The sequence below is a fragment of the Maricurvus nonylphenolicus genome, assembly GCF_042854845.1.
Classification (GTDB): Bacteria; Pseudomonadota; Gammaproteobacteria; order Pseudomonadales; family Cellvibrionaceae; genus Maricurvus; species Maricurvus nonylphenolicus.
Map to the genome: position 1 here is coordinate 4,472,715 of NZ_AP031498.1, position 26,231 is coordinate 4,498,945.

Genomic DNA, 26,231 nt, shown 5'->3' on the forward strand with positions numbered 1-26,231 from the left:
TATGGGAGTCTGATCGTTATCGTTTATATCGGCGTTTATACGCCATAATTTACAACGAAATCAGCCTGTTAGAAAGGACAAACGGCCGCCGAGGCGACCGTTTGGGGATTGGGGCTGGCACCAGCAGAAGCGCTTAAGACTCTTTCTTTGGCCCTACAAACGCTTGAACCCGGCGGTGATTCTGGATCCGCTCCAGCAACGGCCGCATTCTTGGACTCAGGTAAATACGTCCCAGCTGATGTAAACGACGCGGCACCACCAGCATCACCGGCGTCATTAACAAAGTAAGTATGGTTGAAAACAATAGTCCGTAAACAATAGCCCTTGCCAGCGGCACGTACATGGAAGCGATGACACCGCCAAAGGTGATATCACGACCCATCAGGTCAATACTCATGTTCAAGGCAATCGGTAACATACCCAGGATCGTGGTTGCCGTGGTCAAAAAGACCGGACGCAAACGCTGGGCACTTGCTACAACGGCAGCTTTGGCAGGCGTCAAATGACGCTGTGTGCGGCGTACGTGGTTATAGGTATCAATCAGCACGATATTGTTATTCACCACAATACCGGCCAAGGCCACAATACCCACACCTGTCAGAATAATACTAAGAGGTTGCTGGGTGATCAGTAATCCCAACAACACCCCTGCGGTAGACATAATCACCGCCGACATAATCAGTAGGCCCTGGTAGAAACTGTTGAACTGGGTAACCAGTAATACAAACATCAGGAACAGCGCCAACATCATTGCTCCACCTAGGAAGGCACTGGCTTTTTCCTGCTCTTCATTGGCACCACGGAACACCACATTGACCTCGGGATCCAGCGGGTTTTCTGCCATCCAGGCCTGAACCTCTTTAACCACATCGTCTTCCAGTACACCTTCCTGGACATCGGCTTTAACCGTCACCACTTCGATACTGTCAATACGCTCAATTTTATCGACTCGCGGCTTGGCTTTACGCTGCACGAAACTGCTAATGGGCACAGGACCTTGAGGCGTATTGACGCGAACATAATCAAGCGCGTTAATGCCTCGAGCTTCAAATGGATAGCGCACACGAATTTCAACTTCTTCATCGGCATCATCTGGGCGAAAATCACCTATGCGAACGCCATTGGTCACCAATTGCACGGCGCGACCAACTTCAACCACATTAACACCCATCTGAGCAGCTAAGGCGCGATCAACCACCATCTCCCACTCAATACCGGGTAACGGTGTCGAGTCAGTGATGTCGCGTAAATCCGGGAATTGAGCTTCCAGCGTATCGCGCAGATAGCGGGCTGTTGCCAGTAGCTTCTCATGATTATTGGATTCCAGTTGAATCTGCACCGGTTTACCCACCGGTGGTCCACCTTCAAACACCTCGCCGTTCACAATAATACCGGGGATGTCTTTTGTTCTGTCTCTGATCTCTTTGAAAATGTCATAACTGGAACGGCCGAGGTTTTCGTATTCGTCCAACTCCACCATGATATTACCGATCTGATCTTTAGCCCCGGCACGAGTACCGGAACCAGCACCACCGCTCATGGCATAGGTGGTCAATACACCGTCCACTTGCTGAACGATTTGGTCAACGTCGTAAACAATCCTGCGCTGCTCTTCTACAGACAGATTACCCTGCGCACGTACGGAAACCTGACCGTACTTTTCTTCGGTGTCAGCAAAGAACATAACGCCCGCATTAAATCTTCCATAGATGCCGAAGATAGTGAAAAGCACCACTAACGCTACCAATAACGCCACAACGGGACGGCGTAAAATGGTACTTAACACGCGGGCGTAGGCTCCGGTAATTCCCTGGAGCTTTACCGGATTCTCTGTTTCGAGCTGACACAGATAAGTCTGTACGGTTAATTCCATTTTTGATTTGCCCATTAATGAGCCAATCACAGGAGCGAAAAACAGTGCGTAAGCCAAAGAGCTTACCAGCACCGCAAATACGGTAACCGGCAAGTAACCCATAAAATCACCGGAAACCCCAGGCCAGAACATCAATGGCAGGAAAGCCGCCAGCGTAGTTGCCGTTGAAGCAACTACCGGCCAAAGCATACGTCGAACAGCCACCTGATAAGCCGCTCGACTGGTCATACCTTCAGCCATTTTACGGTCGGCAAATTCTGTTACCACAATGGCGCCGTCGATCAGCATACCCAATGCCAGCAACATGCCGAACATAACCATAAAGTTGAAGGTATAGCCGATGAACTGCAAAAAGATCAGTGATACCAGCAGCGAGAAAGGAATACCTAATCCCACCAAAACACCAGAACGCAAGCCTAACGCCGCTATCACGACCACCATGACCAACGCCATGGCGGTAAGAATATTACCCTGCATTTCGCTCACCATCTGAGTCGTAAATGAGGACATATCTAGGATGTAATCAACCTCAATACCCGCAGGTAGTTTTTGTTGAAGCTCTGTGCCCAAGGCTTTAACTGTATCTGACACTTCGATCTGATTAGTGCCGCTGCGCTTTTCAACTTCCAGTACAATCGCTCGCTTACCATTGATAGTTGTAAAACGATCAGGGTCTTTAAAGGTTCGGCGAATATCAGCTACATCCCCCAGGGTAACAACACCTTCGGTTGTCGATTTCACCGGCAGACTAAATACATCGCGTCGATCTTCGATCAAACCAGGAACCTTAACCGCAAAACGCCCGGTACCTGTATCGATCTGACCGGCTGGCACCAGCAGGTTGTTGCCCAACACCGCATTAATCAGCTCATCGCTGGTGATATTGTAATGCTCAAGACGTGCCGGATTGATAATAGCTTCAACCACCTCTTCACGGTGACCAACCAAATTGGCCTCAAGAACCAGAGGAAGATTTTCAAATTGTGTGCGCAACATTTGCGCCGCGTTAAACAATTCGCGCTCATTGACCTTGTCACCGGTCACCGTGACAGTTACGGCAGGAAAATCTGAGGCAGACAATTCTTCAACCACGGGCTCGTCAGCATCGCTGGGCAAATCTGCTTTAGCCCGATCTACCGCCACACGAACATCATTGAGGGCTTTATCCATCTCAACTTCGCCCACCTCGAACTTCACCATTAGATAGGCCATGGATTCACGGGAGGTGGCGATGATTTCATCCAAGCCATCGATAGAGCGTAACTGTTGCTCTAAGGGGCGCACCAACAATCGGGCACCGTCTTCAGGAGAAATACCGTCGAGGGTAACTTGAACGGAAACATAGGGAACATTGATTTCCGGGTTGGCTTCGATTGGCATATTGCGCAGTGAAATTATGCCTGCAACCAATAACAACAACAGAACACACAGGGTACTACGGAAACGGCTTACCGCATTTTGTAGGATATTCATGGAGTAGCAACACCCTCCGCCTGGGGTGCTAACTGAGGTGTTGCGATGCTGGCACTCTTTAATTCAGCGATGGCGTTGGAGTGTTTGTCATCAGCTTCAAGGGTAACGGAAACCTCCTCACCATTGGAGACGTATTCCTGACCGACGGTAATCAACAGTGTTTTCTCTGGTAAACCAGTTACCCAAACGCCCTGTGGATGGTCTCCCACCAGTTCCACCAGACTGAAACGGACACGATTTTTCTCATCCAGTAATCTTACTCCTACACGCCCGGCATCATCGAGTGACAACAGCGCGGGTGGAATAATATGGGCCTGAAGATTGCCAGCAGGAATCACCAAGTCAGACGTAATCCCCCCATAAAGGGTCATATCGTTATTAGGAACAGAGACCTCTACACGGAAGGTACGCGTCACATCATTGGACGAACGGCCCACATAGGCTACTTGTCCTTCAACTTTTTGACCGGTTAACAAACGGGCAAAGGCAGGCGATCCTAAGGAAATCTGACCAACCTCAGTTTCAGATACTTGGCCAACAATCTTCAGTGGGTCCAGATCCAATAAACTGGCACATACATCACCGCGCTGTACAAAGTCACCCACCTCAACCGCGTGATCTTCAATCACACCCGCAAACGGCGCTTTGATTTTCACATTGGCCAAATCCAACTGACGACGACTTAAATCAGCCTTAGCGGTTTGCAAACGTGCCTTGGAACCGGCGATGGCGGTTTTTGATTGGTAGCCCCCGGAGCGCAAGCGCAATGCACCATCATACTCCAGCTGGGCCTGCTCAACTGCAGCCTGGGCTTCGTTTAAACGCAGAGCGCGATCTTCCAGTGCTAACTCACAGACCACATCACCTTTTTTAACCTGACTGCCTTTCGCCGCAGGCAAGCCAACAATGCGGCCACTGATCTCTGCCCGCAGGGACACTTCACGATTGGCTTCAGTTCGCGCTCGAACTCGGGCGGTGCGGTTGAATTCCTCGGCATAGACATAACGGGCTTTAACCGGTGTCAGGGTTTTGCTGTCAGTCACACTGACTCCCTGGTCACCCTCCGCTTGATTGGATACTAATCCTGTCAACATCCAAAGACAGGTCAGCACAACAAACGTACCCGAAATGCGGTAGTTTTTATTTGCCCAGATTTGATTCAACCATTGTTGCATATTGTGATAAATCCATTGATAAGGTGTATTCCTTACGGGATGACGAACGACCCCACGAAACTGTCGCTAACTCTGGCAACATGCACTGATCAGAACAAGCCAAGAAATGTTAAGCGAATAAAATTTCGGCTATTTTAACACTGAAAACCCCACAACCCCCATTACTTATATGTCATCAAGGGTATTCTTTTAATTCATAATGCATATAAATTTTGACAGCATCTACCAAACCTAAGTATTCGGTATAAACTCAACGGATAACTATCAGTAAAAGAAAGGATGCCATATGAAATTACTGACACTGATTCTGCTGGGTATTATCGCCTGGCTGGTAAACCGCCTGATCTTTATAACCCGTGCCTATCGAGATGATTTGAGTGATCTACGCTATCAACTCGAGCAGCTGAAATCCTCTCCAGCTGCTGCCTCGGCAACAACACCGGCGATCTCTACCGACAAGGTCAATATCAATACGGCCAACAAAACCCGCTTGCAGACGTTACCAGGTATAGGGGCAGTGACGGCACAACGGATAATTGAAGCCCGCCCGTTTACCACACTGGATGAATTGACCCGGGTAGAAGGATTTAAAGACGATCAGCTCGACCGGCTTAGAGCGCAGATGTGTTTGTAGCTGGCGGTTAAGCGATCGCCGCTACCAATTGTGGACTCGGAGTCACCAGGGGCTCACTCACGCGACCAAACTTGCCATTCCAGGCAATCAGAAGCACTGCCAACTCCGAAGCCTGACGGTGCAGTCCTTTTAGCTCATCCAAGCAGTCCTTGGGCCCGGTATAGAGTTTCACCAGCCGGTGACGACTGGCCAGCTCATGCTCTGGATGCTGGTTGCGATACACCTCCAGCTTCCAACGCAAACTGTGCACCGTATTGCGGTAATAGGTCAGTTTGGTATCCAAATTTACCGGCTGAAGCTTTTCCAGCGGCCCAAACACATCAAAATTGGTACCAAATACCACCGCCTCACGAACGTTGTCTGGCACCACCACATTGGCAGTGCGCTCGCGCTCGACCAACATCGCCAGATCGCCAAACACCTCACCAGGGGTGATTTGATTGACGTGGTGCTGCCCCAAACCATCTTCGACCAGCACATCCAGCTGCCCCTTTAACAGGAAAAACAACCAACTGTCTGATTCACCCTGGCGTAGTATGGTTTCGCCGGCGCGATAAGTGATTACACGGGAGTGTTGCAACAAGAGCTCAAACTGCCACTCATCCTGCTGCTTGACCGATTTATAGAAAGGAATACCAGCCAGCAGCTGCTCAACGGTCTCGCGGGGGAATTGATTGAGTTCTTTAATAACCATAATCACCAGAGAAGTAGAAAAACAAGAACCTAAAGCTATGCACAAAGTGTAATTCAGTTTTCGGAATAGCCCCAAGCGAATTGTCCTTAAACAAGCAAATAAGTGAGCAACCGTTCACACTTCTATAACCCCCTGATTTTAAGGGACTTGAGCTACCCATTATAGAACCAGATTACAACTTGAAGTCACAGACAATTGCTGTAGAGTAAGGCATATAAAGGATGCCCCCTTTAAGAACACTTTGGATACTATATGAACAATAAAAGGGCGTAGGTGTAATAAGTAACCGGCTGGTTGGGGCCAAAGACCTTGCCGGATAACAACCTCACTGCCCTAGCGGCCAATGCAGCCGCCACAACAATAATAAAGAGTAATAATAAAAGAGCACTCAATCATGACCAGCTTAGGTTTACGCCTTCCGTCACGGGCGCACGCCATGATCACCGCCCTGTTGATAGCTTTCACCACACCTGTGTGGGCTGAACCGTTAATCAACGGTATTGCCAGCCACTCAGAATTTAATAAAGAGCGCTTTATTGCTGCCCTTTACAGTGAAACCCTATCCAGTGATGCCAACGCAATTATCCAGGCCAGCGAAGCAAAACGCCTGGAGTTACGCATTACCACCCGACGCCTGTCCGCCCGCCGCCTCAACAATATGTGGATTGAGGGCATGGCGATTAATAACAGTGGCGCGACCCTGTCCGAGCAGGCACAAAACATGGTCGCCTTCACAGGACTGATCAAACAGAAGCTGGTAGCCGGTGACCATGTGGTGATCGACTCAAAACCAGGCTTCGGTACCACCGTCTCTGTAAATGGCACCGAGCTGGGCAATATTGCCTCAGATGACTTCTTTAACCTGCTGCTACGCACCTGGATCGGTAATGTACCTTTATCCTCCGATTTCCGCGCCGCACTGCTTACCGAAGGCGATGTCGATGCCGAGCTACTTGGCCGCTTTGAGAGTACTCAACCCAGCGATGCTCGTCGCCAAGCTGTAGCCGCGTGGACGGCGCCAGCCCAACCAAAACCTGAAGCCAAACCTGCACCAGTTGCCATTGCCGCAGCTCCCCAGGAAGTGGCCAAACCTGCAATCAGCGCTCCTGCCTTGGCCCAAGCACCGACACTGGCCCAACCTGAGCTGGCAGCCCCTGCTGTTGCAGAACCTGAAGTTGCCGCCGAAGAAAGCCCTGCGGCAGAAGCTGCTGTGGCCGAAGAAGTCGCCGCAGCAGAAGAAGAAGCCATTATGAGCGAGGATGAGGTCTTTGGTGATGAGCCATTAACCGATGAAGAAGCGCTGCTGGACGAAGAAGATGAAGACGCCGAAGCCCCACTGCTGACCGCAGAGAGCCTGCTAAGCCGCCAGCTGTACCACTCCAAACTGCTGAAGTGGACCTACAAATACATCCGTTACCCCAAGCGCGCGGTTAGCCGTGGCCACGAAGGCAGTGTGCGCCTGAACGTCACCATCGACCGTGAAGGTAATGTGCAAAACGTTGCGGAGATGGAAAACTCGCGTCACTCCACCCTCAACAAGGAAGCCCTGAAAGCGGTAGAACGTGCAACGCCATTCCCACCCGTACCTGAGGATGTGACCGGTGAAGCTTTCGAGTTCAGTTTACCGATTGTATTCCGCCTGCCGAAGTAACACGGTCTTCCGGACCAAAACAAAAAAAGGCTGCCATAGGGCAGCCTTTTTTCATTCTGAACCAGCGCTTATCGCTTAATCCGCCGTCGGTGGGGTACCGCCCGCCGGGAATGGGAATTGAGCGACCTTCTCACCACTGGCCTCAGTGATCTTACCGGTACCCTCTTTTTCCACCTCATCGATACGGATAATGGCAGTCATGGGTACATAGGAGCGCTTCACATCAGCAAACTCCGCCTTCAGCTTCTCTTCAGCCGGATCAACCACAATATTGCTGCGCTCGCCAAAGACAAACTCTTCGAGCTCCACAAAGCCATACATATCGCTCTGATAGATTGCGCGCGCGTACACTTCATAAACCTGATTCTGGTTATAAAACAGAACCTTGTAGATCGGTTTTGCAGCCATAAAAATGCTAACTTCCTGCTAAATACTTGAATTACTACTAGTGCCTTCGGGCACGGGGCGCGAAGGATAGCATAATTTTCCATCAGTTTTGGAGCTTCGACAAGGAAGAATAGTTAGGGGTTAGTGCTATTGTCCCGGTTTAGCCGAGGGGGGATGGTACCTATTCCCGGCTGCAAGACTTGTCGTGGGGCGGTCGCACTTGCGGAACTCGCTGTAAAACGCTCAGACAGTCCTCGTAAACGCTCCTCGCCCCACGACAAGTCTTAAGCGCAGCCTGATTGGTCATAGGCACCATCCCCCCTCGGCTAAACCTACCTACGTAGTTAGAAGAAAGACCGGAGTAAACTGTATCTTGGCACGGAGGAGGAGACAGTCGGGTGAAGCTGATCGTAGCAATCAGCCCATGTTTAAGCGGCAGGAAAAAGTCAGGGTAGTCGCGGAGGTTGTCTGAACGTTTTTTGTGAGTTTACAGAGCGCTGGCTTTTTCCTGCCGCTTATGGGCGCGAAGAGCAGCTTTACCCGGCTGGCTCCGGATTAAGATCACCGAACTACAACTTAATAAGGTAAGAAATCAAACGAATAATTCAAAGTAGTACGAGAAACATCCTCAGCCCCAAACAAAATCAACCGAATACGCGCCAACAGTTTCTTCTCCAGTGAAGGACTCTGCAATTCACTGGACACAAGTTTCAATGATGAAACCTGACCCGAAGCCTCAATCACCATCTTCACGGTAACCTTCCCTTGCAACGCAGGATCTCGACGCAAGGCCCGGTTATAGATAGAAAAAATCGCGCCTTTATTTCGATCCATTACCTTGCGAATCGATTCATCACTACGCGAAGACTGCTCGCGACTATTTTGACTCGCGCGAGGATTACGCCCTTCAGCACTGGCTAACTGGCTTTTTACTTTGGTTGTCTCACGACCTGAGAGAGCCACGCCGCCCGTATCGCGACTTAAAGCGGCGGTATTGATACCACCACTGGACACTTTGGCCTTGCTGGTAATTACCGAGCGGTCCAGGCGTTTGGCTGTGGCCGCCCCCTGGGTGATATTGCGCCCCTGCATCTTACTGAGATCAACGCTGTCACGCATAGCCTGTAAGTCATCCTGGAACTGTAATAAACCACTGGTAGCGGCCTTTTGTCGTGCAGCTTCACGATTGAGCTTTGGTGAAGGCTTGGCGATTTTCTTTGGCTGCTCTTTTTTAACTTGCGGTTTTGGCTTGGGTTTAACTTTAGGTTTGGGCTTTTCAATAACCGGTACAGGTTTAACCTGTTGTTTGGGTAGGGGTTTCTTTTCCAAAACCACTTTTGCCAATTGCGGCGGTAACTTTTCCAGTTCTTCGCGCTGTAATTCTGGTAAGGGTATCAGCGGGACGACAATGGCCACCGCCAGTAAGCCCAACAGTGCATTGCGCAGAATTCGCTCGAAGCGTTGGTCTTCATCGACACTGGCGGCCCAAGCCAGCTGTAACGCGGGCCCCGTAGCTGAGTATACTCCGGACATATTAACCCTCCACAACCTCAGCTGTCGCAGCACTGGCTATTTTGGTTACTGCCAGGGAAATATTGCGATAATCAGCTGCTGCACAGGTCGTCATCACTTTTTTTAACAAGGCATAGGGCACTGACTCGTCTCCCATAATGGTGACAGCTCGCCCTTGCTGCGCTTCCTGCTCGGATAAAGGTTCCGCTCGGGAGGCTTGATATTTCAGCTCACGACTTAGGGATTCAATTTCTACTTCAGGATTCGTCAGTATCGCCTCGACTTTGGCAACACTGCGGCCGCTTACCAGAACATCCTGATTATTCACCATAACCACCAGGGTAGTTTCTGGTTTTTGTTCCGCAACTGACTCCGGCAAGGTAATGGTTTTGTCGTTTTGTAACACTTCGACATCCGATGAGTTAAGCAGCAAAAAGAAAACCAGGATGGTGAAAATATCCATTAAGGAAACAAGATTCAGTTTGGTTTGTTGCTTTTGGCGCTTGTGATGTTTGGCCATACGTTTGGCCCGCAGGGATTGTTTCATCGGCCACCTCCCGCAGGTACTGCGACGCTTGCCACTTGTCCAGCCAAAATTTGATCAGGCGCATCACCTAGCGAGATTTCAGGGAACAGTTCCGCATCGACAACCGATGTCGCTACCACGGTTTTAAACGATCGGGCGATATCAATAACACTGACCAGGGTTTGATAAGGGGTATTCGCCTGAGACAGAATCGTAATGTTGCGTTTTTCGATCTGTTTTTCCTTAAGCTGGCGTTTAACTTCCTGCAATACATCGGACAATAAGTGGTAGTCATAAGCCTGCTGAATTGCACTCTGATCATCTTCCTGAACCAAAGGGGCCTGTCGCGGCACACGTTTGACACGAATACCAGCAGGATAATTTACATCAATGTACTTATCCGTTATGACCAGCTCCAGCTCATGCTTTTTAATTGATGAGGCATCAGCACTCGCCATATCCGGTAGTTTTAAGTCCAATACCGTAATATGGGAAAATACCATCGTCATCAATAACACTGGTACCAATATGATCATCAGGTTCATAAAGGATGTAATATCCAGTTCAGCATCCTGATGTGGTCGCTGCCTTACTCGTCTAAACACGCACCTGCCCTCTCGCTAACGTCTAGCAAATCACTTTCACCTACAGGTTACTTTAAGCGCCTTGACGGCTACCCTGGTTCAGTTGAGCTTTATTCCCAGCTGCTCCGCCTCCGGAAATAATATTCAGGCATTTAACACCTGCCATCTCCAGGCTATCGACAATTTCGGTGGTTTTGGTTTGCAGCATGGCGTGAAACAGCAGTAAAGGAATCGCAGACATCAAACCAAAGGCGGTAGTGTTCATCGCCACAGAAATACTTTGCGAGAGCAATGTGGCTTTTTCGGTGGGATCCGCATTGGCCACGGCAGTAAACGCGGCGATCAAACCAATAATGGTACCTAACAACCCCAACAGAGTGGCAATATTAGCCAGAGTAGCCAGATAGCCGGTGCGTTTTTCCAAACGCGGTACAGCTTCCAGCACACCTTCTTCCATGGCTAATTCAATATCATCGCGACGACGACTGTCTCCCATACGAGACACGCCTGCAGAGATCATACGCGCAATCGGCGCTGAAGATTTATTACCCATACTGACCACAGACTTGTAGTCCTGCTTGTGCAGTAGCGGCAACATTTGAGTGAAGGCGCGTTTGTTTGAAGACTTGGCAAAACTTAAAAAGATCCAGCGCTCCAACACAACGGCCAAACCGATAACCAGGACGATGGCAATGGGATACATAAACGGCCCACCATCCTGAAAAAAACGTAAAACTGACGTAATGAAATCCATAGCTAACAACCCCTAAAAAATGCCGGTAGGATTAAGTTAACTATGCCTGCTTTTTAACATGACATCTGTGATGCTCAATACGCTATAAGTCTGTTCTGCATCACAACTCTTTTGTTTAATCGCTCGCTATTCTGATTTCGCTTGTACACTTATTTCATTATTTTCTTTTATTGTGTCGAGATAGTGCATTTGTCGTCTAAGTTCGGCGCGCTCAACGTGATCAAAAATGGCGCTTAATTGACTGCTTACCGGGCGATATAAATCCGCACTGGTTCCCGGAGATTTCCAGGGCACGATATAAAGCACCTTGGGCTGTTCCTGGTTACCGACAACGGTTGACTCCAGGGTTACCGTTGCATCCTCTGCATTGACATTTAAACCAATAAATATCGTCACTAAAAACAGAAATCCACAACAGGCTTTACACATACGTAACATAGCCATCTCCCTCTATTAACGCACATCCGCATTGGCGACTTCTTGTAATCGGCGTTTTAGGTCAAAAATCCAGCCTGCCAGTTGTTTGTCATCTGCCAATGTCAGGGATTGAGATTTTTCGTAATGGTATAAGGCGCGTTCGAATTTCCCCATATACAGCTCATAGAGAATTCCCAAATTGCGATGACTTTCAGCATTGTCAGGCCATACCGCCAATGCTTGTTTATAGGTTTTCTCTGCGGCCTCGAAAAGGCCAAGCTGACGCTGAAGAATGGCCAGTTCATTATAGGCTGTTAGGTTCTTGCTGTTAGCCTCAATAGCCTGCTGCAATACGCCCAGAGCCTTATCCTCACGACCGGTTTTCCGATAAACGATACTGAGGTTGACATAAGGTCCCGACAACTTGCGGTTATCTTCAATTAACTGTGTTAATAGCGCTTCTGCGCGCGGCCAGTCTTGCTGTTTCAGTGCCGCGATAGCCAGTTTGAAATCTTGCTCGGCATGACCGGATACCCAACGTCGTGAAGTTAGGTATGGATTGGGACTGGCCGGCACTGCAGCAACTTTATCCTGAGTTTGTTCCGGTGGAATACGATCAGCACTGTCAACAGCCTTAACCGACTCTTTTGTTTCCGACTGTTGTTCTTGTGTTTGTGCTTGTGGCTGCGCTTTCGATTTAGACACATAGCGAATTTCTGGCAACGCGCCACAGCCGGACAGCAATACTGCACTCAATAAACAAACGACAGGACGCAACTTAATAGATCGCATCGGTATACTCCAACTGCTTTTCCTGCTTTTGATAACGAGCGGGTAACAACTCTGCCAAGGCGGTAAAACTGCGCTTTACCCATTGATCATAGAGTCCATCCCAACTGCGCTGGGCATTGGCCTGATGAATATCTATAGCCTGTTCCTCGAAAGGAAAAGCCTGCTCTTCCAGCAAAATTTCATATTGCTCCAAGGCCAAGGCATCCAGATTTTTGGGCCTTTGCGAATCCATTAAGTCCTGACTCAATTGAGCATAGATAGCACCAATATGGTAACTGGCCAAGGTGCTAAACTCAGCCACCTCGTAATCCAAAATACTTTCATAGGCGTTAAGCGCTTTTTCGAGAGCCCGTTTTTTCTTCTTCAGACTGGTTTTAAGTGGTAATGAGAGGGGCACATCAACAAAGCGCTGATAAACTTCAGTCGCCATCTCGCTGCTGGCCAAAGCGCCCAAATAACGGGAACGGTCATCGCGCTGTGTACCTGCATTCCTGTCCCCCTCAATAAGCTTACGCAACCAAAACTTTCGTTTCTTAGCTTCACCTGTTTCTAAATACAGATCAGCCATCGTCAAACGCGCCTCCATCACCTGAGCAAAGGGTTGCGGATAACTGTGGGCATAATCCCGGAAATGAATAATGGCCTGCTCTGTATTGCCTGCGCGTCGATAGTAATCAGCGGCGAGATAATGGGAAGTTCTTTTCTCTTCCTTATTATCGCTGCGGGATGACAAGCGAATCAGTTCATGCGCTGCAAATTCCCACGCCTGCATGGACTCATATATTAATACCAGCTTAGGCGTAAGCGTCGCCGTTAACCCGTGGCGAGGATAGCGCTGGCGAAAATCCAGACTGACCTGTCTGGCATTGGTCCAATCTTGCAAGGCGATAAGCTGGTTAATGGACTCATACTGCGCGTTAACGGCAATGTCTGAATTAGGCGCGATATCACGAATACGCAACCATTGCTCGATAGCCTGCTGGGGTTGAGATTGCGCTAACTGCTGTTCTGCTGCACGATAGATACTGGCCGCAATGCGCTCGACGGTTTTTTCTCGTCTCGCATCTTGTTTAGGCAACAACGCCAAGACTTCCCGATAGGCTGTTTCTGCCCGAGAGTAATCCCCCAAATCAAAACTACCCTGCCCTACGATCAACCAGGCGCTTTGACGCAACGCTATATCTGCCTGAGGTTGCCACTGTGCTACACGACTCGCAGCCTCTATAGCCTCTTGCGTTCGTTTAGCGAGTAATAACTCATCCGCGGCCTGCGCCAGTACGGTGACAGCGCGTTTATCAGTAGAGAATATATTGGCAAACCGCAGACTGGCAGAAATTTTCTTGTCCCGCCATTTTTCACCTTGCCGAACAGTTGCCGGTTCATCTGCTGGTAATGCTGCCAGGTGGTTTTGTGCCGCGATCACCGCGCTATAACCTGCCTCTGCCGCTTTATCGTCAGGTACACCAGTTTTATAGTCATAGGCGACTGTCAGATAGGCATCATAAGCGCGGTCAAACACCGATGCTTCGAACAGGGCTTCCGCCATAAGAAAGTGCATTGCAGTCGTTTCTTTCTCCTGGGGGAAACTGCTGATGTACTCCTGATACCACTGTGCGGCCTGTAAAAAATGCTGATTAGCTTGTTGCTGGAACGCTGTACGTTTGCTTTTTGCCAATTTGGGAGCAGCCGCATCTTTCTTTAAACCTTGCGCTTTGGCATGTTGATACTTAGCCAGTTCATCGAGATAGGTGCGCAAGTGAGGGCGCAGCTGTTCCTGTACGGCCGCCGATTTGCTCTGCCAGTAATGACTACCGACACCATAGTGACGAACAAAAGCTTCCTTGGCGGGCAATACCAGACTGGGAAAATGCCCTTTTATATACACATCGATAGTGCTCACACTGAATGCTGGTGCATGATCACTGTTCGGGTAGTGAGCGACAAATTGCTTATAGGTCTCTGCACTATCGCGATAGCGCCTTTTTTCCAGGTAGAGCTCAGCCAAACGACGATACAACAAATGCAGGTAGTCCCGCTCCCCCAGGGGCTGATAAACCTGTTGCAGGGTTTCTGCGCCTTCCAGGTAGGAAGCCACCAGGCTCATGACTCGCAAGGTATCATCAAGCAGGCTGCGCTGTGTTTTCGCTACCTGTGAAAGATCTGGGCTATGTTTGGCCAGCGCATCCAGTACTTGCGCAAAAGACTGCATGGATATCTGATAGTGATTACGCTTGAACTGCGACCAGCCACGCATATACACCGCATTGTGATAAAACGGCGTCTCTTCCCCTAATGTCACAACAGCGGCATAACCTCGCTCAGCGGCAGCATAGTCTTGCAAACTAAAAGCCCGCTCTGCTCGACGAAATTCTGCTTCAGCCATAAACAGGGAATCCGGATACTTACTGGCCATCTGATCCAACATGTCGGCCGACTCCTGCATGCGGCCGTCCAAAGCATAGGCTTTGGCCAACTGATAGGTTAATTTATCCCGATCACTATCTGTCTCTAAGGAGCCTTCAGCGGATAAAGTGCCTTCAGCAGATAAAGAGCCTTCAGTTTGAGAAGCGCCATCAGGCATAGCCAACAGTTCCTGATGCAATTCAATCGCTTTACCAAAAAAGTCACTGCCGCCTTCTCCGCTGGCCACCGGTGGAGCATCCAGCATATTTTGTTCCGCACGACGCATTTCCAAATCAGCTAAGCGGGCCAGAATCTTCCGACGGATATCCGCTGTCTCTGCTACCGCCAGAGCCTGGCGATAATTTTCCTCTACCTGCTCCAGACTTATACGCTCAAGCGGTATCTCCTGATCAGGCAATTGCGCGGGCTCCAATTCCTGCAACGTCGGCCCCACATCCATACCGGAATCGCCCAACCAGCTACAGGCCGAAAGTAATAGCAAGGTTAGAACAAGCAGCAGCCTGTTAACCCCATAGACAACACTCATGGCTGTTGCTCCTGTAACGCAGCATCATAGAGTCTCGCGGTGGATAAACGCGCTTGAGCCAGATAGTGTTTTAAACGTTGCCGCTGTTGCTGAAGGTGTTGTACAACCCGCTGGGTAAGACGGGTCTCTACTTGATTTTTGGCCACAGCCACCTGTTGACGTTGCTGCTGTAGTCTGGCGCTTAACTGTTCAATACGGCCAGCAAATGGCGTGATATCCGGTGCACTGGATAACGCCGCCTCAAAACGTTGCTGATTCTCTTCAAGTTGCGCAAAGTGATCAGATAATTGCGATAGGCTACTACGTTGCTGCCATACCTGCTGATGGAAAACATCGCTGCCCTGCCAGAATAACAGTCCGTGGAAAAATCGTAATTGTTCACGGTACTCATTTAGTCTTTCTGCGGTGATGGCGCTGTCACCGCGAGCCACAGCAGCCTCTAAACGGGCAAGATGTGCTTGTCCTCGCACGACCCGCTGATGGAGCGAACGAACCGATTCCGGCGCCAAGCCAATATAATCTTTGTCAGCCACCAGTTTTTCCAACTTACGCAGAAGGTACTGCTGGTTGTTGTGTAATTGTTGTGACTGTTGTTGCCAGGGTTGCTGAGCCAGTAGTTGCTGTTTCTCCAAGCGCGCTTGTTGGCGCTCTTCCCAGCTGTACTGATACATTTCAAGCTTTTTATTCCACTGCTCAAGCTGCTGTTGAAGGGTTATCAGATCCTGCAGTTCCTGCACACTGCCCTGAAATTCGTTTTGTGCAAACAGGCGAGTAAGATAAGCTCGCTGTGGTGCATTTCCCATTTGCTGATCCAACGACAACCAACCATGCTGATCGGTTTGCACCTGCAGGAAATCATCTAACGGTGACTGGGCAACCATGTCGGCAACCTGATCGAGTCTCGCCATTTCTTGCTCAAATGCCGCTTGGGCCAGGCCAAATGCTTGTAACGCCTGCCCCTGAGCACCGAGTTTTTCATAGGCATAAGGCACCGCCAGCACCGCTTCCTGTACGGTGGCATGTGTCAACGAACCGCGACCGAGCACTTGCCAAGGTTGTAACGCCAACTGGTAATCTTCAGCTTGCGCCGCGGCCCAGCCATACCCCAACAAGGCGCGCCGGGAAAACTCACTTTCACGCCTAACCCGTACAAATTGATCGATCGCCGATTGGTACTGCCCCTGCAGCATTAAGCTATAACCGGCAGCCGTGAGAGATTTATCATACAACGCCAGAATCTCTCGCTGTTGCTGCTTAACGCTTGCCTGCTGAACATTTGTCTGTTGAATCGTGGTTGGGGAAGAATCGTTAAACTGGAAGTCGCTTTCAGTTAAATGAACCAACTGCTCATAAAAAGGCAATGCCTGCGTGTGCTGATTATTACGACTATAGGCCGCCCCCAGATTGTAATAAACATAGGGCAGCAAAGGATCGTTTTTAGGAAAGCGCTGCAGTAACTGCTCTGCAACCACAAGCTCCCCCTGACGAATAGCAAGATTCACCGCCAGTGCTAACCTATCGCTTGCTAAGCGGCGATCCAATTTACCATTTTGTCCAATCCTGGACAGACTCTCCTGACTGCCCTGCCAGTCGCCTTGTTGATAACGCAATTTTGCCAAATAATACCAGGCCGTATTACGCACATCCTGAGGTTGCTGTTCATCAAGTAGCTGCTGAAAAATAGCACTGGCCTTATTTTCCATACCAAAGGCCAGACTGATCCCGCCCTCAATCAGCTTGGGATTTTCCTTATGGCCCTGAATGCCGCCACGCGCTTCAGCCACCATCAACTCTGACAGGGCAGCCATATAGTTTTGTTGGAAGTATTCGTACAGCACAACGCCGTAGCGCAGATCAGCGACAGAGGTTAACTTTTCAGCCTGAACAGGAAAGGTAACACCATAGGCTATTAGCCCGTAACATAGGCTACGAGCCACAGAGGATAAAGTAGCAGTCCAATCGACAACTAGAGTGACCATTCTTTAATATCAAATATTGGCTGCAGTTTTGCGGTTGAATCAACGATGCGCAGTTCCAGCATTTTGCTGGAGGCATCCTTAGCCAGCATCAGTTTGGCGCCGCGTTTATATTCGCGTCCCTGAGGCCCTTTGCCGGTAAAAAAGGCACTCACTTCATGATTACCATTTTTTAAATTACCGATATAAAGTCGCTGCACACCACCGCGATAGAGAGCATCAACCTGATGATCCGTATAGAGCTGGCTGGCAACCAGCTTGTCATCGATTTTTAATTTAACAGCGTCCAACTGAAAGAATTCACCGACATCCATGGATAAAAATACTGACACCTGAGTGCTGGCAGGGAACAGCAGCTCTTCCTCCAAAATCAGTAGATCACGGTTCAACTCCAATACCGATTGTTTTAATGCTTCGACATCACTGTAAGAAGTCTGCACTTCTGAAGAAAGCGGCTGGGCACCGGAAACAGGTGTTTCCGGTGCCTGAGCCGAAGCGCGATAGCAAAGTAATAAAACCGACAAAAGACAAACCAGCAAGCCAACCGGTCTGCGTTTAAAAGGCTTCACAATAGTCATCGACTATAACCTCTCGTTATGTGATCCAATTGGCAATAGCGGCACCGGCTTTGCCATAAAACGATAAAGATATTTTAACGACAGGAAGGAAAATTAGTGCGGCATAAACCACAAGTTGAAAAACTCAACGGCGCTAAAAACCTTTCAACGGCGAGCAATTCATAATTTCGTGAACGGTTTGTCAAAACCAGTGCGATCTGTGACAAGATTAAGGGGCAACCAACCCCTGACTATAATGCACCTTTCCGCGGCTATCGATAATAACGGCATCAAATCCTGGCAATCGGTTTATCAACGCCAAGCCGCGATCAACCCCCATGACAAATACGCTGGTCGAGAGCGGATCAGTATCAAATCCCTGTGCGCCCAATATACTGACACTCATCACCCCCGAAGCCGAGCGTCCCGATTGCGGCTTGATAATATGATGAATACGCTCGCCACTGTCAGGATCCATAAAATAGCGTTCATAATCACCTGATGTGGATATCGCGGTATTCGACAAGAGCAAGATCAGGGCGGTATTGCTATCATTAGCATTATCCTTTGCTGCTCTGGGATGTTTAATACCCACAACCCAGGGTTTTCCCTGTTTATCACCCAATAAACGACTATCCCCACCCGCACTTATACTGGCGTTGGTTATCCCCTGTTGGTCTAATATCTCAATCGCTTTATCGACCGCATAGCCTTTGGCAATGCCCCCCAAATCGATAGCCAACTTGGGGTGTGCAAAAAAAACGGTTCCCTGTTTGCGATCTAACTGAATCTTTCGGTAATCGATGGCGGCCCTGAATATCTGCCATTGCTCGGCGGTGGGCTTTTGTCCTTCTCGGTAGTTATAGAATCGTCCCAGCGAGGCAAAACTGATATCAAAAGCACCATCCGTTAATTTACCAAAATACAGTGCCTTATCCAGCAACCTCATAACTTCGACGGAAATGTTGATTGGCCCCTTGGCAGCCTCCCGGTTAATGCGACTTAACTCGCTGCTCGCAATATAGGGACTCAGAAGTTGGTCAAGGCGGGTAAATTCCGCGAATACCGTTTGTGAGATGTCAGAGGCTCTTTGCGTATCGTCTTCCCAAAACGTCAAGGTGATACGCGTCCCCATAATATCGCGACTGGCGCTATGCCATTCAGCAATGCCAAGCGGTGAAATCACACAGCATACAATCAACACACAGAAGCGCCACATCTGACTACAATGTCCACTGAATATCAAAGCGGCCTCCTTGCTGCTTGAATCCTAACACCTGTAACAACTGCGCCAAGGACTCCGGTGCCTCAGGCAGCAACTGAATACTACCTGACAGATAGGTAGGTTGCTGATACGCAGATTGTATGGAGAGATCTACCTTCACCGGCCCACCAACATCAAAGATATCGGCAACAATCGTGCCCTGACTGTCACTGCTTACATTCGCGGCTAAAGCCCCCAACGCTAACCAGGACTGGCTGTTATGGTAGGTGGCGTCCTGCCAATCAGCCTGAGCATTAAGGTTAATAATGCGCCCCTGATCCAGCCTGAGATTGTCAATCTGCAGAGTCATATTGCCTCGCACCTGAATGGGTAACCAGAGCTGCGCTAATGCTGCGGGGCCATGAAAACGGCTAGCGACAAGAGACCAATCACCATCCAGGTGGCGGCAGACAATACCGTTCATCAATTGCTGTTTCAGCTGGGAATCAAACTCGATACACGACTGCAACAACAATAGGGACTGTGGACGAAGCTTCCAGGTCACTTCACCGAAACTGTAAGTTTCACCCTGCCATTGCACCGTCACCTTGCCTGCAACCCCCGACCACAGAGTGCCACGAACGTCTTCTACAGATAACAGCTCTCTGTTGCCAATCCTGTTGCCAAGTCCGTTTCCGACCTCGCTCCCTAAGAAAAGTTTGACAGCCCAGGTAGCAGGTACTGTCCACAGGATAAAAAACAACGTCAGCAGCAGGCAAGCAATTACAGGATAACGTCTACTCATCATAAGATACCGGCTGCCCCAACGATAAACCTACGGTTGCATTCACTTGCGAAGTGCTGGCTGAAGTCGTCATAGTAAATTGGGAAATATACAATCCTTGCCGCTGTTCAAGCTCGTATAACCAGGCTAACAGTTGCCTATAAGACACATCACTCAAGCGTACACTGGCTTCGCCTTGTTTACCCGGTTGATATGTCTGCATGGTAAGCTGCGACTTGCGTAAACTACGATCAACCAGCTCCGCTAAATTTACCGGCTGCGACCGTTGCTGCTGTGACCGCTGTTTACGGGCCTGCAAGATATTATGACTTAGGCTTTCTACTTCACGCAGGTCATCGACAACAACGTTTACTTGATGCCTGGCCAGATCAACCCGGTTCTGTAATGGCAACAACCAAAGTTGATAAACAACATACAGAATAAGCACCACTGCACCGGCCATGAGCACATACTGCTCGCGTCGCGAAAAACGATAAAACCAGTTCGTTAAAGATTCATTCATCATAAGGAAACCTGCAATCGTGCCTGATGACGTTGCGACTGAGTGCTGGCATCACGCCGCTGATTGGCATTTATAATCTTGGATGATAGCCCTTTATCCTCAAATGCACTTCGCAATGCCTCGATACGCTGAAAACTATTCGCTTCGATATTTAAACGAAGCGACTTTTCTGAATCCCGGTACTGCAGCTGCTTAAGGTCGATATTGTCGGCTGAAGCAATCAAGGGCAAAACATCAGCAAGCATAGGCATAAGTTGACTAGGCTGTTGCTCACTATCAAATAATGCATACTGACGCCGAAGCTGTTTTTCGGCATCCACTAACACCCCTTCAGGCATAACCTGCCGATAGGTATGCTCAATTCTGGATTGCAGAAAACTTTGCTGTTCTTGCAGACCATACACCTCCAGCATATTGACACCACTAAAGACAGCAAGCAGCACAACCAAAAAACCCAACTGCCAGCGCCAAAGCTGCCACCAGCGTAAAAAGGGTAAACGTTTGGTAAATTCACCCTGAAGTAGATTGAGTTGTTGTCCTTGCGGTAAGGAAAATTCCCATTCATGGCCTCGGTTTAATGACACAACGCGCTCACGCAATACTTTAGGCACCAGCTGCATCAAACGCTGTAACTGCGTTTCACTGTCTGCCATAAGGGATATAGTTCCAGGTTCAGGTAATTGCTCAGCGGCCAAAGCCAAGGTTTCCTCAGCGATGGAAAGTTCAACACCAAAACCACTGTCAGTACCAGAACGCACCAGTAGCTCACCATTCAGTCTGAGAGTCCAACCACCAGCGGTTTCCGGCAAACACATCGGCTCCGGCACACAGAAATCAACCTCAAGCTTGGCATCAGCCAATGCGGCAAGGTGTGATGCCAACCAGGCTTTATCAACCACGGCCACAGTAACCTGATGGACGTCACCTTCTGCGGTATCAGCATTTAAATGTGTAGTATAGGCAAAATGCAGTTTATCGGTATCGACAGCCAGCTCTTCTTCCAGCTGATAGGGAATAAGATGCTGCAAATGACGCAGTTCGCGATGGGTAAACTCAAGTGTTCTTACCAAAATTCTCTGCCCGGAGAGCAATAGCCATAACTGATATTCCGCATCGGCAACAAGCTCTGACAACTGCTGTAACGTCCCACTTCCCTGTTGAATGGCTTTGCCCTGCTGGTTCTCCAGACGCCAGCGGTAATACTCACTGCCATCAGTTGCCATATCTATCTTCAGCAACACACGCCGTTGTCGGCGTTGCCGGGATTCAGCCTGACGGCTAGCGGTTTTCCATATTGAACGAATCATTGCCATTACCAATAATTTCTCCGTAGAACCGGAGTAACTGATTCCCCATTGCGAACCAGTACACTTGTTAATTGTCGGCGCTGCCTGACCAGACTCACCTCGGCATACAAGACAAAGTAGCCGCTGGCTACCGTCAAGCCCTCAGTTTGCAGATTGCCGGTGCTTTCAGCCAGTTGTCGTCCCTCTTCGCTGTTTAAAAAAGCCTTTACACTGCGATAGTAACTTCCCTCTCGCGCTAAGATTAATTGCTCAGCGTCATAGGTTGATAGCGGCTCAAGCTCATTAGCGGATTGCAGGGTTCTTAACAGTTTCAGTGAAGCCGTATTGATGTTCAGTCCCTGAGTTCCGGGTAAAACAACAACATAAGGTAATAAAGCCTGATAAAGCGCAGCACTCATATGTCTTACCAACCGCAGTTCACTCACATCTACGAATCGACGATTAGCGATACGATAAGGCGTATCAAGGCTGGCATAATAATCTGACTCAGCCCCCGAAAAACCTGTTGTATCGTTATCCTGATCCAACCAATCTATTACAGCTTCTGTCACTGAAATCGCTTCATCCAACGAGAGAGGCACAGCCTCAAAGGTTTGCAGTAAACGAATAAAGCGTTTTTGAGCGACGGTAAAGCGAACCGGATCGTGTGCAGACAAATCCTCAATATTCGGTGAATCGACTTTTCCAGCCAAGGCGTTAAGGTTAAAGCGCCCCTGGGCATCCTCTATACGTGCTGAAAGCCATCCTCCCTCAATAGCAAAGGGAGCGACCTTTTTAGCCCAATCTTCATTCAGGTGATCAGTGGCATTCGATTGAATATCATCTTCCAATAACACTCTGGCCAAACTCTCAGCGCCCAACAAATAGGCCTGCGCCTGACCACCATGCCAACGGTTCTCACTACGAGCACCCTGTAATTGAAAATTCTCTGCAAAGGCTACAGCAATACTGGCCACCAATGCTGCAATCAAAAGCGCAATAATTAATACAACACCGGACTGATGTTTTATGTTGCTCATACTGTTTATCGCCGCTTACCTGGAGGCTGCGGGCAAGTAAAATACACGCGATACCTGCCCCAGAGTTTTATGGCTAATGTCAATTCTTACGGCTAAAGGCAAACCATCAACCACCTTAGATCCAACGGGTGGCCATTGCTCAAGCCAGGCATCGGTTTGCAGACTTTTACTATTCACGGGTAAAAAGCCGATACTCAATGCATCAATATCATCAATTAAGTCTTGATGGATACTATCCTCTGATGCTGTCGATATTTTTTCCATAACCTGCGCATGGCGCTGTAGCTGATCGCCCAGCAACAGATAGTGTATCCGTTGTAACTCACTACGCTGTCGTTGCAACGGATTGCGCCAGCCCTGTCGGGATAACGCAATAACTTGCTGGCGATTGGCTTCAATGGGCGGGGCTATGGGTTGACGGCCCCAGAAGGCCACATCCGCATTTGCTCCTTCATCCGTGGGGTCAGCATCCGTGGGTTCAGGGGCAGGAGTGGGGATAGACACCGCCTGCTGTAAATCCCGCTCCAGCATGCCCCAGGTGTAATCCAGTTTTTGCACCAGGGTTAATGATTGCTCGCTCCGGGCCGCAGAATCGCTGGCGGTTTGCAGCGATTGGTATGCCAATACGGTAATCACACCACACAAAGTTAAAGCAACAAGAACTTCCAACAGGGTAAAACCGTCACTGTATCGGTGACTGTGAAGATTTCCGGAGAAAGCACCTATACAGCTCATGTCTATTGACCCATATAAGCCTGAAGCTTGTATAACTCAGGCTGCTGCGGTGTACCGACACGGAGTTGAATTTCGCGTAACCCTTTAAATGTGGTTGCAGTACTCTCCATCTGCCACTGCCACTCTCGGCCAGCCATAGCCGTGGTCCCAGCATCACGGCCTTGCAGGTTTTGTCCTTGCAACTGCTGCTGTAACTGCAATCGAACATACTGATTTTGTGCCACCCACTGGGCGATGGTTTTCTCCTGCAGACGATAGCTGGAGTCCATCAAGGACATTGTCTGAGATAAAAGTGCGGGCAGAGCAACAGCGACAATGACTAATGCCACCATCACTTCAACCAACGTAAATCCCCGATGACTATGCTGCATCTGCTTGCACATGCTCCCGCTACCTTTTAAACATCCATACTGATTTAACTGCTGCCATCATGCCAATGCACCACGGCCATAGAATCCAAAATAACCTGCTGCTGAATATCACCCGTATTACTGTCAACAAATGCAAGATTGAACAGGGTTGCCTCGCCACTGGGGTATATCAGTGCCAATGGCTTTTCCATCAGCTGAATGTCAGACAACGAAATAAACTCTCCTTCAACCTCAATTCTCAAGGATTCAGGCTGCCAAATACCCTTCACCTCAAAACCCTCTATCTCAAAATCATCTGCAGTTTTTTGCCACTCTCCGTCACGCAGGCGCCGCCACTGAAATGCAGCCTTTTCCGTTTGATCTTCAGAAGAAGATTGAGATTGAGGAATAAAGTAAAGTCCCATCACTTCACCATTTAACGCCGAGGTTTCCACAGCCACTCGCATTAATGCACTAAAGTGTTTTGCCTGATAGCGAAGCTGACGCTCGCGATCATCCCCTAAACTCAAACTCGCCATCATGGTGGTGATAGCCACCAACATTAACACCAGCAACATTTCCAATAATGAAAAGCCTTGCTGGGATGATTTCTCGTACACCTCTGCTTCCTTCTTTCCGGATAATAGCTATTGCTTAGCCTGGCTCTGCCAGTTGAATAAGTCCTGATCCTGCGCTTCACCGTCACGTACGCCGTCAGCGCCCAAGGTATAAATATCAAAGGCTTTTTCTTCTCCCGGACTTAAATAACGATAGGGACGCCCCCAGGGATCCATGGGTAATTCTTCCAGATAACCGTCTGGATTCCACTGACGAGGCAGCGGTTCAACACGGGTCTTTTCTACCAGCGCAACTAATCCCTGCTCACTGGAGGGGTAGCTGTAATTATCCAGGCGATACATTTTGAGCGCCGTCTCAATCACTTTAAAATCGGCCTCAACCTTTTGTATTCTCGCCTCATCGGCACGATCGAGAACATTGGGAGCAACAATACTGATCAACAATCCCATAATGACCAGCACAACTAAAATTTCTACTAAACTAAATCCGCGACTTTTATTTATCATCTATCCCAAGCCTCAAACTTCACACTAGCGTATTTAAATCAAAAATGGGCAGTAATATGGCCATCACAATAATGGCAACCAAACCACCCATGACAACAACCGTCAGCGGTTCCAACAGTCCACCTATCGCAGCCATTAAGGTTTTTAGTTCACGCTCCTGATTGTTAGCTGCATAATTTAACTGCCGAGCCAGTTCACCATTGCGCTCACCGCTGGCAACCATCTGAATCAGTAGCGGCGGCATATCATCAATTTGCTCCATACTCCGCGCCAGGCTCCCCCCTTCAGCGACACTAATAACCAGCTGCTGTGTACGCTGACGTAAATGATCATTTGCCATAGACTGTACAGAAATATTGATAGCCTCAACGAGTGATACACCACTATCCAGTAACAAACCCAGCGTCGAAGCAAAACGTGCACTGTCAGCTTGAATAATGACATGCCTTATAAGCGGTAAGGTCAATAACAACTTATGCCAACGCAGGCGGTAGCGATCAATACTTAATACCTTGCGCAGCGCCAGAGACAACACCAAAACAGCTGTAAGCATGATGCCTGAATAACTTGACAAAAACTGACTGCTACTGATTAAGACTTCCGTTAACCACGGTAACTGGCGATGACTGTGATCAAAAATAGATACCAGCTTGGGCACCACAAATATCATTAAGATGGCAACTACACTGACGCTGACCAATAACAACACCAGGGGATAAATCATCGCCACACTTAAACGCTGACGTGTAGCCTGGCTGGTTTCACAGTATTCTGCCAAGCGCTCCAATACCTGCCCCAGGAAACCACTGATTTCACCGGCATGTACCAAGGCCCGGTACATCGCATCAAACGATGTCGGGCTTTGCTGTAAGGCCTGCGCCAAACTCAATCCTTCCTGCACCTTGGTGCGAACTTGTAACAAAATAGTTTTGATATGTGCTTTTCTGGCTTGCTGCGCACATGCACTTAAGGCTTCATCCAGGGGCATACCGGATGCAACCAGTGAAGCCAATTGGCGGGTGAGTACGGATAAATCACGTCGCCCAATTGATCGAGTCCAGCTAACATTCACGCCCAGCCCATACCAATATTTCGGCCACCAATGACTGACGTTAACCGCAGAGGATTTAGCCGCTGTTACCACCAAGGGTTTAAGTTGTTGTCCGCGTAACTGGTTCCGCACTTGACGTTCGGAGTCACCTTCAAGTACGCCACGAATAGTTTTACCAGTTGGGTGTAATGCGCGATAACTGTAAGCGGCCATAACAC

The 26,231-nt window shown here is 49.1% G+C and carries 25 protein-coding genes; 2 read left to right on the forward strand and 23 right to left on the reverse strand.

The window, feature by feature from the left end; genetic code table 11:
- Positions 1–133 precede the first annotated feature (133 nt).
- Together ACGHZ6_RS19405 and ACGHZ6_RS19410 are read right to left on the reverse strand one after the other, a co-directional pair.
- Entirely contained in the window at positions 134–3,346 is a 3,213-nt protein-coding gene (locus ACGHZ6_RS19405) for an efflux RND transporter permease subunit (RefSeq protein WP_390615685.1), read from the reverse strand.
- Positions 3,343–4,389 carry an efflux RND transporter periplasmic adaptor subunit gene (locus ACGHZ6_RS19410; RefSeq protein ID WP_390615686.1) on the reverse strand — a complete coding sequence of 349 codons (1,047 nt, stop codon included), beginning with the start codon at positions 4,387–4,389 and terminating at the stop codon, positions 3,343–3,345. Before ACGHZ6_RS19410 ends, ACGHZ6_RS19405 begins: the two co-directional genes overlap by 4 nt.
- Positions 4,390–4,807: 418 nt before the next feature.
- On the opposite strand from ACGHZ6_RS19410, the gene ACGHZ6_RS19415 reads away from it, so the two are divergent.
- Entirely contained in the window at positions 4,808–5,155 is a 348-nt protein-coding gene (locus ACGHZ6_RS19415; protein ID WP_390615687.1) for a ComEA family DNA-binding protein, read from the forward strand.
- 7 nt (positions 5,156–5,162) lie between these two features.
- Here ACGHZ6_RS19415 and ACGHZ6_RS19420 read toward each other — a convergent pair whose 3' ends face one another.
- Positions 5,163–5,849 carry a cyclic nucleotide-binding domain-containing protein gene (locus ACGHZ6_RS19420; protein WP_390615688.1) on the reverse strand — a complete coding sequence of 229 codons (687 nt, stop codon included), beginning with the start codon at positions 5,847–5,849 and terminating at the stop codon, positions 5,163–5,165.
- A gap of 394 nt (positions 5,850–6,243) precedes the next feature.
- On the opposite strand from ACGHZ6_RS19420, the gene ACGHZ6_RS19425 reads away from it, so the two are divergent.
- Positions 6,244–7,500 (forward strand): TonB family protein, encoded by a 1,257-nt coding sequence (locus tag ACGHZ6_RS19425; RefSeq protein WP_390615689.1) that lies wholly within the window; start codon positions 6,244–6,246, stop codon positions 7,498–7,500.
- 75 nt (positions 7,501–7,575) lie between these two features.
- Here the strand turns inward: ACGHZ6_RS19425 and ACGHZ6_RS19430 are convergent, their stop codons facing one another.
- The 20 genes from ACGHZ6_RS19430 to gspF form a co-directional block, all read right to left on the reverse strand.
- Positions 7,576–7,908, reverse strand: coding sequence for a DUF1820 family protein (locus tag ACGHZ6_RS19430; RefSeq protein ID WP_390615690.1), 333 nt, complete (start codon positions 7,906–7,908; stop codon positions 7,576–7,578).
- Positions 7,909–8,463: 555 nt separating this feature from the next.
- Positions 8,464–9,420, reverse strand: a complete 957-nt coding sequence (locus ACGHZ6_RS19435; protein ID WP_390615691.1) for an AgmX/PglI C-terminal domain-containing protein — start codon at positions 9,418–9,420, stop codon at positions 8,464–8,466.
- Between the two features lies 1 nt (position 9,421).
- A complete protein-coding gene (locus ACGHZ6_RS19440; protein WP_390615692.1) occupies positions 9,422–9,946 on the reverse strand; it encodes an ExbD/TolR family protein in 525 nt (174 codons plus the stop codon).
- Positions 9,943–10,530: an ExbD/TolR family protein gene (locus tag ACGHZ6_RS19445; protein WP_390615693.1), complete on the reverse strand. Its 588-nt coding sequence runs from the start codon at positions 10,528–10,530 to the stop codon at positions 9,943–9,945. Before ACGHZ6_RS19445 ends, ACGHZ6_RS19440 begins: the two co-directional genes overlap by 4 nt.
- A 52-nt stretch (positions 10,531–10,582) precedes the next feature.
- A complete protein-coding gene (locus ACGHZ6_RS19450) occupies positions 10,583–11,263 on the reverse strand; it encodes a MotA/TolQ/ExbB proton channel family protein (RefSeq protein ID WP_390615694.1) in 681 nt (226 codons plus the stop codon).
- 126 nt (positions 11,264–11,389) lie between these two features.
- Positions 11,390–11,701 carry a hypothetical protein gene (locus ACGHZ6_RS19455; RefSeq protein WP_390615695.1) on the reverse strand — a complete coding sequence of 104 codons (312 nt, stop codon included), beginning with the start codon at positions 11,699–11,701 and terminating at the stop codon, positions 11,390–11,392.
- A 15-nt stretch (positions 11,702–11,716) separates the two neighbouring features.
- Positions 11,717–12,472: a tetratricopeptide repeat protein gene (locus ACGHZ6_RS19460; protein WP_390615696.1), complete on the reverse strand. Its 756-nt coding sequence runs from the start codon at positions 12,470–12,472 to the stop codon at positions 11,717–11,719.
- Entirely contained in the window at positions 12,459–15,422 is a 2,964-nt protein-coding gene (locus tag ACGHZ6_RS19465; RefSeq protein ID WP_390615697.1) for a tetratricopeptide repeat protein, read from the reverse strand. The genes ACGHZ6_RS19460 and ACGHZ6_RS19465 overlap by 14 nt, the downstream gene beginning before the upstream one ends.
- Positions 15,419–17,401, reverse strand: coding sequence for a hypothetical protein (locus tag ACGHZ6_RS19470; RefSeq protein WP_390615698.1), 1,983 nt, complete (start codon positions 17,399–17,401; stop codon positions 15,419–15,421). Before ACGHZ6_RS19470 ends, ACGHZ6_RS19465 begins: the two co-directional genes overlap by 4 nt.
- Entirely contained in the window at positions 17,389–17,976 is a 588-nt protein-coding gene (locus ACGHZ6_RS19475; protein ID WP_390615699.1) for an AraC family transcriptional regulator, read from the reverse strand. Before ACGHZ6_RS19475 ends, ACGHZ6_RS19470 begins: the two co-directional genes overlap by 13 nt.
- A gap of 208 nt (positions 17,977–18,184) precedes the next feature.
- The gene (locus ACGHZ6_RS19480) at positions 18,185–19,159 is read right to left on the reverse strand and encodes an FAD:protein FMN transferase (RefSeq protein WP_390615700.1); all 975 of its coding nucleotides are present in this window, start codon (positions 19,157–19,159) and stop codon (positions 18,185–18,187) included.
- 19 nt (positions 19,160–19,178) lie between these two features.
- Positions 19,179–19,967: a type II secretion system protein N gene (locus tag ACGHZ6_RS19485; RefSeq protein ID WP_390615701.1), complete on the reverse strand. Its 789-nt coding sequence runs from the start codon at positions 19,965–19,967 to the stop codon at positions 19,179–19,181.
- A complete protein-coding gene (gspM, locus tag ACGHZ6_RS19490; protein WP_390615703.1) occupies positions 19,957–20,469 on the reverse strand; it encodes a type II secretion system protein GspM in 513 nt (170 codons plus the stop codon). Before gspM ends, ACGHZ6_RS19485 begins: the two co-directional genes overlap by 11 nt.
- Positions 20,466–21,773 carry a type II secretion system protein GspL gene (gspL, locus tag ACGHZ6_RS19495; RefSeq protein WP_390615704.1) on the reverse strand — a complete coding sequence of 436 codons (1,308 nt, stop codon included), beginning with the start codon at positions 21,771–21,773 and terminating at the stop codon, positions 20,466–20,468. Before gspL ends, gspM begins: the two co-directional genes overlap by 4 nt.
- Before the next feature lie 5 nt (positions 21,774–21,778).
- Complete coding sequence (gene gspK, locus ACGHZ6_RS19500; RefSeq protein ID WP_390615705.1) at positions 21,779–22,792, reverse strand: type II secretion system minor pseudopilin GspK; 1,014 nt, start codon at positions 22,790–22,792, stop codon at positions 21,779–21,781.
- A 15-nt stretch (positions 22,793–22,807) separates the two neighbouring features.
- Positions 22,808–23,527 carry a type II secretion system minor pseudopilin GspJ gene (gspJ, locus tag ACGHZ6_RS19505; RefSeq protein WP_390615706.1) on the reverse strand — a complete coding sequence of 240 codons (720 nt, stop codon included), beginning with the start codon at positions 23,525–23,527 and terminating at the stop codon, positions 22,808–22,810.
- 2 nt (positions 23,528–23,529) lie between these two features.
- The gene (gene gspI / locus ACGHZ6_RS19510) at positions 23,530–23,910 is read right to left on the reverse strand and encodes a type II secretion system minor pseudopilin GspI (protein WP_390615707.1); all 381 of its coding nucleotides are present in this window, start codon (positions 23,908–23,910) and stop codon (positions 23,530–23,532) included.
- A gap of 32 nt (positions 23,911–23,942) precedes the next feature.
- On the reverse strand, positions 23,943–24,497 hold the full coding sequence (locus ACGHZ6_RS19515) for a prepilin-type N-terminal cleavage/methylation domain-containing protein (RefSeq protein ID WP_390615708.1): 555 nt from the start codon (positions 24,495–24,497) through the stop codon (positions 23,943–23,945).
- 27 nt (positions 24,498–24,524) lie between these two features.
- On the reverse strand, positions 24,525–24,962 hold the full coding sequence (gene gspG, locus ACGHZ6_RS19520) for a type II secretion system major pseudopilin GspG (RefSeq protein ID WP_390615709.1): 438 nt from the start codon (positions 24,960–24,962) through the stop codon (positions 24,525–24,527).
- Between the two features lie 19 nt (positions 24,963–24,981).
- On the reverse strand, positions 24,982–26,226 hold the full coding sequence (gene gspF / locus ACGHZ6_RS19525) for a type II secretion system inner membrane protein GspF (protein ID WP_390615710.1): 1,245 nt from the start codon (positions 26,224–26,226) through the stop codon (positions 24,982–24,984).
- Positions 26,227–26,231 lie beyond the last annotated feature (5 nt).